Here is a 12,255-nt window from a genome sequence, read left to right as displayed (position 1 = left end):
ATATTAAATCCCATTTCGAAGTAATTTGAAATGGGATTTTTATTTTATATTTGAATGAAAAATTACTTTCATGGAAGAAAAAAAACGTTGTGCTTGGTGCGAAAAAGATGATTTGTATCGAAAATATCACGATGAAGAATGGGGCGTTCCGATATATGAAGATCAAAAATTATTTGAATTTCTAATTCTGGAAACCTTTCAGGCGGGATTGAGCTGGTACACAATTCTGAAAAAGAGAGAGAACTTTAAGTTGGCTTTCGATAATTTCGATTATAAAAAAGTAGCCTCTTATTCTGAAGATAAAATTCAAGAATTATTACTAGACGCAGGTATTATCCGAAATCAATTAAAAATTAGAGCAGCGGTTTCCAATGCTATTTCGTTTATGAAAATCCAGGGTGAATTTGGTAGTTTCTCCAGCTATATTTGGAAATTTACCGATGGAAAACCAATTCACAACAGCTGGCAGTCCCTAAAATATGTCCCTGCAACAACCCTGCTTTCTGATGAGATAAGCAAAGATTTAAAAAAACGAGGGTTTAAATTTGTTGGTTCAACAGTAGTTTATGCACACATGCAAGCAACCGGAATGGTTGATGATCATGTGGAGAGTTGCTGGAAAAAATAGTAATTTGCCCCGGATGGCAGTGAAAAGCCCGGACTGAAAAAACTATTTTTTCTAGGCAGAAGAGAGCGACCGGCAGGAAGCTCCTTTTGTGAATTGAGAAAAAAAGGTTTTGAAGGAGGACTTGAAACGTACAGCTGGATTAGGCCCTAATTATTTCCTTGAAGAATTTTCATAAAATCATCACGTTTTATTTCACGACAACCCAAACTTTGAAGATGCGGATTATAAACTTGGCAATCCAGAAGTTTGTAATTGTCTTTTTTCAATTGGTTTGCCAAAGCAATAAAGGCTACTTTGGAAGCATTAGAAACTTTAGAAAACATGCTTTCTCCACAAAAAACGTGTCCTAAATCGATTCCGTATAAACCTCCGACTAATTCCCCATTTTGCCAAACGGCAACCGATTTAGCGATTAATAATTCATGGAGTCTGCAATACGCTTCAATCATTTCATTAGTAATCCAAGTCCCGTTTTGACCGTCTCGTTTTATGTCTTGGCAATTCGAAATTACCTCTCTAAAATTCTGATTGAAAGTAACGGTAAACATATTTCTATTCAGTATGTTTCGCATACTTTTAGAAACTACCAGTTCATCTAGGAACAACACCATTCGGGGATTAGGCGACCACCAAAGTATAGGTTCGCCTTCTTCAAACCAAGGAAAGATGCCACTTTTATAGGCAAGCAGCAATCGTTCTGGAGACAAATCACCTCCAATGGCTAAAATCCCGTCGCGATTGGCTTGGGAAACAGCGGGGAAGAATAAATCTTGGGATAGGTGATACACTTTACTTTGTTTCAATGGCAATTTCAAAAATCAATGGTAATAGCAAAGACAAATTCAAAAAAAAACCAAATTCCAATTTTAAGACAGGCTCAATTTGGAATTTGGAATTTAAAAATTTAAAATTTTATTTTAGAATGGTAAATCGTCTGCTTCTTCTTCGTTTAAATTTGTAGCTGGAGCAAATGCTGCTGCTGCTGGCATTGGAGGCATTTGTGCATTAGGTGCATCAGCAGCTAATTTTTCTACTCTCCAACCTTGGATAGCATTAAAATATTTAGTTACACCTTGAGGATCTACCCATTCGCGTCCTCTTAAATTGATAGAAACTTTTACAGCTTCTCCCACTTTAAAGTTATTCAATAAATCACATTTGTCTTGTACAAATTCCACTAAAATATGTTGTGGATATTGTTCCTCAGTTGTTACAACTAGTTCTCTTTTTAAGAAACTTCCATTTCCTACATTTTTAGCTTCTCCAAGCATTTTAATTTTTCCTGTAACTTCCATCTTCGTTATTTTTTATTGTTATTTTGAATTATTTTTTTGCCAAAAGTACTTTCCAAGCAGACAAAACGTCTTTTTCATTCAAGTATTTTTTAGCTTCTGTATGAATTTTTTCCTGATCATCAGAGCTTAAAACTCCTTTTACTGCAAAATTCTGTTTTACAAATATACTAACTTCTTGTAAAGTAGGCAAGGCTTCTATATTACCCAACATCCCTAAATCATTTCCGTCAAAAATAGTACTTTCTTTTATAAAATCAGGAATGGCATCTACTCCAATTCCAAGTGTGGACAATGGTTTTGGCACTTCAAAAAGTCCTTGATTTGATCTTGAGTACCAGTTTCCTCCTAATCTTGAAACTAAATCTATTTTATATTGGTCAATCGCTCCATTTTCGTCTAAAATACGCTCGTCAATATGAATTCTCAAAACTTCGCAAAGAATCAAGTTTCCTGCTCCTCCTTCGGTTCCCAAAGGAATAATCTGAGTGACTTTGCATTCAAACTGTACAGGTGATTCTTTTACTCTGAAAGGTTTAACAACCTCTGAAGCAATAGGAGTCAGTCCAGATTTTACAAATTCATTTACACCATCCGCATATTCTGTACTAGCCAGTGAAGTTTGCTGTACCATATCATAATTAACCACATTAATTACTACTTCTCTAGTAATTTCGGCATTGATTAAAGTATGTTTTACCGAATTATCTCGTACCCGTCTGGCAGGTGAAAAAATAAGAATTGGCGGATTGGCACTGAATACATTGAAGAAACTAAAAGGAGATAAATTCGGGTTTCCCTTATCATCAATAGTACTGGCAAACGCAATAGGTCTTGGTCCCACAGAACCTTGTAAGTAGCCTTGTAACTTTGCTGTTTCAATACTTTTAGGATCAATAGTAATCATGCTTATGTTATTTGGGATAAATTAGTTTAGCTAAAATACAAAAGTAAGTAAATGGTTTAAGTTTAAAAAATACGTTGGTAGATTTAAGATCAATTAAATATTTTGTTTTGCCAAAATGAGTCATAATGGAGAAACTAAAATAATAGTTCAACTATTTCGTTATATTTATACCTCAAATTTTAGTTTATGCAATTTTCTGATAAAAAGAACACGACCCGGTGGATCATCATTTTTGCTTCGTTTTTTATTATTTCCTTAATTCTATGGAATACATACACCTTTTTTCAAATTTTCAAAAATGAAGAACGGCTAAAGATGAATCTTTGGGCAAATGCACAAAAGACACTCAAAAACGCCGATGAAAATACAGATGTGGAATTGCCATTGCAGATATTCAGCAACAATACCTCCATTCCTATTATCCTTACGGAGAACGAAAGTATCATAAATACGGTAAATATTGACGAAGTTATTGTAAAAGACAAAACAAAGGCGAACGAATTTTTATCCGATTTAAAAAATGAGAATGAACCCATTGTAATTGAATATGTTCCTGGAAAGTTTCAAAAATTGTACTATGGGAACTCCGCCTTACTAAACAAACTTAAATATTATCCCATTGCCTTATTGCTTATCATAGTACTGTTTGGCGGTCTAGTTTATAATTTTTACAAAAGTAATAAAATGGCGACTCAGAACAAGCTTTGGGCTGGAATGGCCAAAGAAACCGCCCATCAAATAGGTACGCCGCTTTCATCATTAATTGGTTGGGTCGAACTGTTAAAATCTGAAAATGTAGATGAAAGTACCACATTCGAAATAGAAAAAGACATTGAACGGTTGCAAACCATTACGGATCGTTTTTCAAAAATTGGCTCAGAGCCAAAGTTGGAAACCAAAGATATTATAGAAGAAACATTGCAATCCTATGATTATCTGCAGTCTAGATTTTCAAAACAAATTGAATTTTCATTTAAAGCACCATCTTCACCTATTTATGTATTGCTCAATCCTACGCTGCACAGTTGGACTATCGAAAATTTAGTAAAAAATGCCATTGATGCGATGAAAGGCAGAGGCAAACTATCCTTAGAAATAGAACAAGAAGGGACTCACGTAAAAATAAATGTAATAGATACAGGAGGCGGAATTCAAAAAAAACAATTCAAATCAATTTTCGAACCTGGTTTTACCACCAAAAAAAGAGGTTGGGGATTGGGACTTTCTTTAACCCGAAGAATTGTGGAAGAATATCACAAAGGAACCATAAAAGTCTTGAATTCTGAAATCGGGAAAGGAACAACCATGCAGGTGAGTTTTAAAAAAGTATCGGTAGCATAACTTAAATTAAAACCAGACTGTTTTGGTAAACATTGCTTTTCTGTTCCTATTGTCTTTGTTTAAATAGTTTTGCACAAAAGCTAAATGCTCTTCTGTTTGTGCCAAAGCATGATTAATAGATTTTTTTAGCGAAGCCAAACTAGATGAATTTTCATTTCCGATGTAGCCAATGTTATAGATGGCGTTTTGACATTTGATTAACCTTTCTTTTGGCGTTTCAATCATCCTTTTAATTTCATAATCGGGTAGAGCAGGGCTAAATCTTTTATTTCTGTAATAGATGAAATCATTGAGCAAGCTGATAGCCTCATTGCAATCGCTGGTAATTATATTTAATTTTTCAATATTTGTTTTTTGACGTAAATAGGCTATATTTTTGTTTTTACTTTTCAGACGTTCTAAAATCAGCGCATTTTCAACACCATTCTTCTCTATCCTTTCTGCCGAATCATATAGTTGATCGATTTCAGATGAAGATTCGTAGTTCCCAATTTCGCTTTCAAAATCGAAGTATTTCTTTGATTTATTAATTTGAGTTTTACCTTCATAAAACTCTTGGTTTGTAATTGGGTAATTTAGAAATTGCCATAAATAGTCAAACGGAATATGTGATGAGATGTATTGCAAAGGATTAACTTTAAAATAAGAATTGTCTATTTTTTTAAAAAACCGATCGTTATTTACGTAACCGGAACCCCAAGTTGGGTCAAACAAATACCATTTATTATTTATTTTTGAGGCACACCATGCATGAGAAATGGTATCAATTTCCTCGTTTTGTTTGGTATATCCACTTATAATCACTGTTTTTATACCTACTTTATTGGCTAAATCATTAAATATTTCTGTGTAATCACTGCAGACTCCTCTTTTGGTTTTAAGAATATTTTTTATTCTATTTTCAGAAGTTTCTGCGCTAGATGAAATATACATGTTGGCTACATCGTAACTGATATTAGTTGCTGTCCAATAAAAAACTGCGCGAATTTTGTCGTTATCTGTTTTGAAAGTGGAATTGATATAATTGGCAATGGCCTTCGTTGAATTACTGGAACTATTTGGAATTTTAGAAATTTTATTATCGATTAAAGTATAATCTATATGATTCTGCCCAAAACTTAAAACAGATATGAATACCGATACTATTAAATAAATGTTTTTCATTTTTTGGGACAGGCTCGTAAATTAAAAGGGAATAAGTTTTCACCTATTCCCTTTTAAACGAAAACCATACCAATTTATTTTATTTATTCAACTTTTACAAATTAGCTTGAATTCTTATTGCCAATGCTTCAAATTCTTCTTTAGACATTGACACTTTATTTTGAAAACGTATTTCATCCATTTCATTCAAAGGAATAAGATGAACATGAGCATGAGGTACTTCAAGTCCTATAACTGCCATGCCAATTCTTTTACATGGAACTGTTTTTTCCAATGCTATAGCGATTTTTTTAGAAAACTGCATTAGTCCAATATACAAGTCCTCTTCGATATCAAAAATCTTATCAATTTCCTGTTTTGGAACACAAAGAGTATGACCTTTTGCGTTTGGATTTACATCTAAAAAAGCCAAAAAATTATCATCTTCAGCAATTTTGTAAGAAGGAATTTCTCCTTTTATGATTTTTGTAAAAATACTTGACATTGTGAAATTGGTTAATCGGTTAAACCATTAAATCTGTAACTATTTAGTCTCTTGTTATTTCTAAAATCTCGAATTGCAAAACGCCATTAGGAACTGTTATTTCAGCGAAATCACCAACAGATTTTCCTAATAAGCCTTTTCCAATAGGAGAAGTTACTGATATTTTTCCTGTTTTTAAATCCGCTTCACTTTCGGCAACTAGTGTGTATTTCAATTCCAGACCGTTGGACTGATTCTTTATTTTTACATTAGATAAAACTAGCACTTTGGAAACATCCAAATGAGTTTCATCAATCAATCTTGCATTAGAATGTACATCTTCTAGTTTAGCAATTCTCATTTCAAGCATTCCTTGTGCTTCTTTTGCAGCATCGTATTCTGCATTTTCGGACAAGTCACCTTTATCTCTTGCCTCAGCAATATCTGCGGATGCTTTAGGGCGCATCACGCTTTTCAAATAATCTAATTCTTCCCTTAATTTCTTTAAACCTTCTGCGGTGTAATAAGATACTGTGCTCATAACTTCATCGTTTATATAAATAGAAAAAATCCCATCAGGACGGGATTTCTTTCCACAAAGATATTATTTATTTCTTTAGTCTATAAATATATGTTAATCATATATAATTCAAAGTTAAATAAATTAAATTTGTTTAGCTAATTCTTTTAATATATTTTAAATAATGAAAAGATATCTCATCTTATTAATTTTTTCGTCCTTTTTATTCAGTTGTAGTGAAAATGGTTTTAACAATAAAAACCCCTTTATCCCTAATTATACTTTTACGGTAGATCTTAACATGAGTTTGCCAGCGTACTCCAGCCTTCAGTATCCTAGCAATGTGATTTATTATTCGGGAAAAGGAGCAAAAGGCGTATTTATATTTAATACCGGTAGTGGCTATAATGCATTTGATGCAGCTTGCCCCAATCAGGCTTTAAGTTCTTGTTCAACAATGACAATTAAAGGGATTAATGTTGTTTGTCCTTGTGACAGCAAGGAGTATAGCTTATATACTGGTCAAGCCCAAGGAGGTGCGCAATATCCTTTAAAACAATATCGTGTGGAGGTTAATGGAAATGTGCTTCGGGTGTATAATTAATTACAACTTGTAACTTACGGATAGCAAGAACACTCGTGGTAAAACATAAGTGGTTCGCTCACTAATCAAATAATCCGAAAAGGAATAATCATTTTTCACCGTGTTATTGAACAAATTATTGACTGACAGCTCAAAACCAAAAGGACTGTTTTTCTTTTGATAGCGCAACGATGTGTTAGCGATGTCATAAAAATTGCTTTGATTGTTGTTGTTCGTATTTTTTAGATTTTCGTATTCCAGTTTATAGGTCCAGAATTTAAAGAAAGTTACTTCAATGTCTGAATTTATTGCATCCGTTTGAAAACGTGATTTTGTTATTCCCAAAAACTGACTGTAGCCTTTTGTATATCCAACGCTAAAATCCGGCCATTTTTTGTAAGCGGTTTTAAATACAATTCCTATTTTTTGATTATTCCTGTCGTTTGACGTAGTTACCGTATTTACCGTTTGAGAATAATTAAACCAGCTAAAATTAGTGTTCAATTTTAAATTAAAACGGTATATTTTTTTGCTAAAAGAGCCATTTACGCTGTAATTGGTTTCCGGATTATCACCCAGAATTGGCGTGTTAAATTGGTTTATTCCCTCTATTTGGATTTCATTTCTGATGGTTTTTACTTTTTTATTAAAATTTGCCATCGCATTCCAAGTGATCCCACGATACATATTCATTTTAGAATACCGCAAATTGGCCGAATGAAACTGTTCGTTTTCTAAAAGCGAATTGCCTTTATAAACCAAATTATAATACTGTAAACTATAGTTATTGGCGAATTGGCTTACTTCGGGGAAACTGTTTGTTAATTTATACGTGAAATTTAATGATTCTGATTTATTAAATTCATAATCGCTGTTCCACTGTGGCTGGAAAAGAGTTTTAGACAACCTATTTTCTCCAGATTTATGTTCTGTAATCAAATTATACCAATGCAGATATAATCCTGGCTTATTAGTCCATTTTCCTATTCTGAATTTGTATTCCAAACCCACATAAGCATCGTTTAATTGGTATTTTACAGAATTCCCAAAACCAGCAGAAGCAAAATCATTGACTGTTCCATTAGTCAGTACTTGTTTCTCTGAAGTTTCAAAACGGGAAGCGCCATAATTATTCCCCACATTCGTATACAAATGATTAAAATTATTGATAATCCAATAATGCTTGAATAAAGCATCCACGCTGTTGTTCTTTACTTTTTTGATTTGTTCAATAGTGTAAGATGCATCATTTTGCAACGGAATTAAACCCGCGAAAAAAGGCTGATCCGTAAACCATTGATTCTTTGGCGTGTTGTTTTCGTAAGCTTGGTTGACCACAAATGTAGTCGTATGATGCTCGTTTAGGCTCTTGTGCCATTCCACATATTGTTTTACCGAAGTATTGTCGGCTTTGCTAACGGTTTCAAAAACACTCGAATTAGCATTTGTAATTGAATTTATGGCATTGGATAAATCATTTGTGCTCGATTGGTATTGGACATTGTAATACCATTTTTCCTTATTGTTGGGAGAATAATCCAGTTTTAGATTCCCGATCGCCAAAACCGAACGATTGTCCCCGTTTTGTAATTTATTCTCGAAGGCAATAGAAGTGTTTTGCAGGTAATCATTCTTACTTTCTGTTTTTGAAGCGGTAAAAACTTTTGAAAAAATAGAAAAACCCGAAACAGACAATTTAGGCGAAGCATCATAACTAAAATTCAGGGCACTAAATTGCGATTTGTTCTGCACGACATCAGCATTATCATTAGCAAACGAGTATAGGTTTGTGAACGATTTCCTACCCGAAAGGAAGGTGCTTATTCCTCCGCTAAAACGCATTAAATCATCAAAGGTGAAAGTTCGTTTACCTATGTTATTCAGGTCGCCAATAAAACTCACATTCGATTTTGGACTGTAATAAAACAAAGCGGCATGAGCCAGATAAAAACCATTGTCAGCATTTCCTACTTCCGCACCAGCCTCAACATCACCAAAAACAAATTTCTTTTTATCGGCTTTTAGTTTTACGTTCATTGCCAATTCATCGCTATCAGATACTTGCTTCATAAAACCCACTTCGTTAAAGTGATCTATGACTTCAATTTTATCCAGCGCATCAGCCGGAATGTTCTCCACTGCTAGCTTTGAGCCACCACCAAAAAAAGATTTGCCTTCTACGAGCATTTTAGTAACTTTTTTACCTTGTACGGTAACCCCTCCGTTTTTATCAACCTCAACACCAGGGAGTTTTTCTAGGATTTCTTTCATTTTGCGTTCGTTGCCGTTCGCAAAACTTTTAACGTTAAACGTCATCGTGTCTTTCTTGATCACAATGGGCTTAAACTCGTGTTTGATTACAATTTCTTTGAGTTGCTCTCCGGTAGGTTTTAATTTAAAATCGTGCGAAGTCAAGACAGCATCTGCATCTAGAATGAATACTTCCTCTACAAAACCGATGTACGAAACAGTGATCTCATACTTGACTTCTTTATCCAGCTCTAAGCGGTAGCGTCCTTTATTATCTGCAATAGCAAATTTAAGACTTGCATTTTCTTGCAACGGTTTTGCAATAACGTTGGCGGATTCTAGTGGTTTATTAGTATCCTCAGAAACCACACCAGTAATCGTGCGGGATTGAGAGAAAGATACTATTGTAAAAAAAAGGAAGAATAGTACTCTAAACATTTTAATTCTTGGATAAAACTTTTTTATTGTACTCTTCTTCAGTGATTGTTTTGCCTTTTGGAAAATCTATTTTAATTTCTTTGTCTTTAGTGATGTTTACCTTAGATGCAAAATAAGTGGTTTCTTTTTCAGTTAACTCCAATATTAAACCAGGCAAACCATTATAATCTTTAGGGCCGTAAGAATAAGGTAAACTCGGGGCAAACCAAGCGATAATTGTTATATTTTTTTCTTTTCCATCTCTACCTATATATGACTTAATATAGTTTGCTTTATAGCACAAATATTCATCAATCATTTTACTTTCTGAGGTAATATTCCAAAGTTTTTTATTGTACTTCATTTTTATCAAAGCGCCATTCATCTTTTCTAAAATAACAACATTTTCCTTTTTATCTAGATAATAATTAAAATCAGAAGTAAATCTATTTGAAGCAAGTTTTACAATTGTTTTTTTATATTGTTCGTTATTATTTGGTGTACTTAAAGAACTATTTAATGAAAACTTAGATTGAGAATTATTAAACTCTACAATGAATATTTGTTTATTTGCCTCTTTCAATAAATCACCCAAAACATTCTTAATTTTAGTCTCGTTAGATTTAGAACTAAAATCAATGGATTGAATTTTATATTCAATCCTCCCATAAATTCTTTGTCCAAAACAATTCATAACAGACATTGTTATTAAACAAAATAATATTTTTTTAAATAAACACATCTTTTCAAGTTTAGATAAAGCAAACTAAATTAAAATTTAGTTTGCTTTGTTATCAATTAAACAAAATATTATTGAAAGCTATAACACATACCAAGAAGATCTTGATATGCATTATTTGCATCTATTGCACTCATTTCATTATTCGGATCCATTTCTTCTATAAAATCTATCGCAAATTCTTGACAAAGATCTCCTTTTACAACAATTCCTTTTTTAACTTCTTTTGCTTCTTGAGCCCCTGCCATTGCAGCGCCACTAAATACTACCACTGCTAGAGCGGTAAATAAAATTTTTTTCATAATTAAATTGGTTTGAATTTATAATTTTTTTCTGGTTAACCAAGGCAAATATGAAAAAAAAAAAAAATGAATTTAAAGAAATATCTGATAAAATTAACAAAAATTTAACGAGTTTATTTTTACGATGTATTTAGCGGTTAGCTCATCATTTGTAATGGCAAATTTAAGGTTTGCTTTCTCTTGCAATGATTTTTCAATTACATTGTTAATTTTTAACGGATTAATTGCATAATTAGAAATACGTATCCTGATAGTAGGTGTTTATAAGAAGGAAAGGGGTGTGAAAAAAAGAAAAAACAACAATCGATACATTTAATTATATTAAAAAATAAAATCTTAAAAGAAATTATACGATTTAAAAAAAAACAAAAAAAAATTTAATAAATAATCATTTTTCATTCATTTTTTTGACCTGTATTTCTTCCAGCTCATCAGGTGTAATATATTTTCCATTCTTTGGTTTCTCAAAATCTATTTGAGCATTTTTATAGTCGAATACTATTTTAGTAGCATAAAAATAGGTTTTCCCGTTTATACTCCCTTCCAATACCAATCCTGGCAGTCCGTCTAAGCCAGAAGGACCAAATGAAAATGGCATTTCTGGTGTAAACCATACTGTCGGATCCATGGATATTGTCCTATTTCTGAACTTCGAAAACTCTTCCTTGTGTGAGGTTGCTTTATAACAAATGTAACCATTTATTTTTTTTGTTTCGGTTGTAATTGTCCAGCGGTATTCATCAAAGGGTAAAATAACATTAAATTTTTCTCCTAAAGTTTCAATTTGTTTAATCCTCTGTTTAGAATCATTATTACAATATCTTGTCCCCCCTGCAGTAATTGCAATTAATTTATCGATAGGGTTGTTATCTTCAATATTGAGCTTATCAACTAATTTAAAAACAGCAACTCTTTTTTTGAAATAAAGTGCCAGTTCGACATTGTTCTTAGCTTTTTCATACTCATCTATTTTTAATTGAATGTTTGGAGAAATATTTGCATTTACTTTATTAGGAGCATCAGCATATCTACCCATCTTATAGTATACAGCTATAACAGGGTCGTTAGCATCAATAGAATTGAAACTCAAAAAAACTGCCAAACAAAAAAAACTAACGATAAAAAATATTGATTTTGATTTCATTTTAAATTATTTAAATCACAATTATTTATACCATTAACAAATTTATTGTTTGTCAAAAGTATATCGAACACCTATAAGACCTCTGAGGACAACATCATCCTCAATTCTTAATTCAGGTGTGAGTTCTAAAACTAGTGCTATTTTTTTAAAATCCTTAATAGGGAAAACTTCAAGAGAGGTAGGAATCACAATTGAATTTATTTCATCAAAACCCCTAAATGGACTTAGATTAATTCCCAATCCAATCGAAAAACGGTGGTACTCTTTGGTTTCAAAATTATAAAATACATTAGCTTCAATTGGAATTTCTTCAAAATAATTATTAGCAAATACTTTTAGCTCCAAGCTTATATCCTTAGTTCTATTGGTATTAATACCCATTGCATAATTTGAAAAACCACTTACAGCTATTTGGGAATGACTTGTAAAGCCAATAAATAACAAAATGATGATGAAGATTTGTTTGAAATTTTTCATTCTTACTAATAGTTTTGAATTTTTAAAT

At 32.4% G+C, this 12,255-nt stretch carries 14 protein-coding genes; 3 read left to right on the top strand and 11 right to left on the bottom strand.

What is annotated here, in order from left to right:
• Positions 1 to 70: 70 nt before the first annotated feature.
• Entirely contained in the window at positions 71 to 628 is a 558-nt protein-coding gene (locus tag IWX84_RS07160) for a DNA-3-methyladenine glycosylase I (protein ID WP_196850050.1), read from the top strand.
• Positions 629 to 774: 146 nt separating this feature from the next.
• Here IWX84_RS07160 and aat read toward each other — a convergent pair whose 3' ends face one another.
• The 3 genes from aat to IWX84_RS07145 all read right to left on the bottom strand — a co-directional run bounded on the left by aat (position 775) and on the right by IWX84_RS07145 (position 2,827).
• The gene (aat, locus tag IWX84_RS07155; protein WP_196850049.1) at positions 775 to 1,416 is read right to left on the bottom strand and encodes a leucyl/phenylalanyl-tRNA--protein transferase; all 642 of its coding nucleotides are present in this window, start codon (positions 1,414 to 1,416) and stop codon (positions 775 to 777) included.
• A gap of 129 nt (positions 1,417 to 1,545) precedes the next feature.
• Entirely contained in the window at positions 1,546 to 1,923 is a 378-nt protein-coding gene (locus IWX84_RS07150) for a DUF3127 domain-containing protein (RefSeq protein WP_196850048.1), read from the bottom strand.
• A 28-nt stretch (positions 1,924 to 1,951) separates the two neighbouring features.
• On the bottom strand, positions 1,952 to 2,827 hold the full coding sequence (locus tag IWX84_RS07145) for a flavin reductase family protein (protein WP_196850047.1): 876 nt from the start codon (positions 2,825 to 2,827) through the stop codon (positions 1,952 to 1,954).
• Positions 2,828 to 3,013: 186 nt separating this feature from the next.
• Between IWX84_RS07145 and IWX84_RS07140 the strand changes: the two genes are divergently transcribed.
• Positions 3,014 to 4,168, top strand: coding sequence for a sensor histidine kinase (locus tag IWX84_RS07140; RefSeq protein ID WP_196850046.1), 1,155 nt, complete (start codon positions 3,014 to 3,016; stop codon positions 4,166 to 4,168).
• A gap of 6 nt (positions 4,169 to 4,174) precedes the next feature.
• Here the strand turns inward: IWX84_RS07140 and IWX84_RS07135 are convergent, their stop codons facing one another.
• From IWX84_RS07135 to greA, 3 genes are all read right to left on the bottom strand, one after another.
• Positions 4,175 to 5,332: a transglutaminase domain-containing protein gene (locus IWX84_RS07135; RefSeq protein WP_196850045.1), complete on the bottom strand. Its 1,158-nt coding sequence runs from the start codon at positions 5,330 to 5,332 to the stop codon at positions 4,175 to 4,177.
• A gap of 94 nt (positions 5,333 to 5,426) precedes the next feature.
• A complete protein-coding gene (locus tag IWX84_RS07130) occupies positions 5,427 to 5,816 on the bottom strand; it encodes an HIT family protein (protein WP_196850044.1) in 390 nt (129 codons plus the stop codon).
• 43 nt (positions 5,817 to 5,859) lie between these two features.
• Positions 5,860 to 6,336 (bottom strand): transcription elongation factor GreA, encoded by a 477-nt coding sequence (gene greA / locus IWX84_RS07125; RefSeq protein ID WP_196850043.1) that lies wholly within the window; start codon positions 6,334 to 6,336, stop codon positions 5,860 to 5,862.
• Positions 6,337 to 6,499: 163 nt separating this feature from the next.
• Here greA and IWX84_RS07120 point away from each other — a divergent pair, with 163 nt between their 5' ends.
• Entirely contained in the window at positions 6,500 to 6,919 is a 420-nt protein-coding gene (locus IWX84_RS07120; RefSeq protein ID WP_196850042.1) for a Rieske (2Fe-2S) protein, read from the top strand.
• On the opposite strand, the gene IWX84_RS07115 is transcribed toward IWX84_RS07120, so the two are convergent.
• The 5 genes from IWX84_RS07115 to IWX84_RS07095 form a co-directional block, all read right to left on the bottom strand.
• Entirely contained in the window at positions 6,920 to 9,586 is a 2,667-nt protein-coding gene (locus tag IWX84_RS07115) for a TonB-dependent receptor (RefSeq protein WP_196850041.1), read from the bottom strand. It abuts the gene before it with no gap.
• Between the two features lies 1 nt (position 9,587).
• The gene (locus IWX84_RS07110; RefSeq protein ID WP_196850040.1) at positions 9,588 to 10,259 is read right to left on the bottom strand and encodes a GLPGLI family protein; all 672 of its coding nucleotides are present in this window, start codon (positions 10,257 to 10,259) and stop codon (positions 9,588 to 9,590) included.
• A gap of 116 nt (positions 10,260 to 10,375) precedes the next feature.
• Complete coding sequence (locus tag IWX84_RS07105) at positions 10,376 to 10,606, bottom strand: hypothetical protein (RefSeq protein WP_196850039.1); 231 nt, start codon at positions 10,604 to 10,606, stop codon at positions 10,376 to 10,378.
• A 388-nt stretch (positions 10,607 to 10,994) separates the two neighbouring features.
• On the bottom strand, positions 10,995 to 11,750 hold the full coding sequence (locus tag IWX84_RS07100) for a GLPGLI family protein (protein ID WP_196850038.1): 756 nt from the start codon (positions 11,748 to 11,750) through the stop codon (positions 10,995 to 10,997).
• 42 nt (positions 11,751 to 11,792) lie between these two features.
• The gene (locus tag IWX84_RS07095; protein ID WP_196850037.1) at positions 11,793 to 12,227 is read right to left on the bottom strand and encodes a hypothetical protein; all 435 of its coding nucleotides are present in this window, start codon (positions 12,225 to 12,227) and stop codon (positions 11,793 to 11,795) included.
• Between the last annotated feature and the right edge of the window lie 28 nt (positions 12,228 to 12,255).

This window comes from Flavobacterium sp. CG_9.10, from assembly GCF_015752245.1.
Lineage (GTDB): Bacteria > Bacteroidota > Bacteroidia > Flavobacteriales > Flavobacteriaceae > Flavobacterium.
This window is presented reverse-complemented; position numbering and strand designations above follow the sequence as displayed.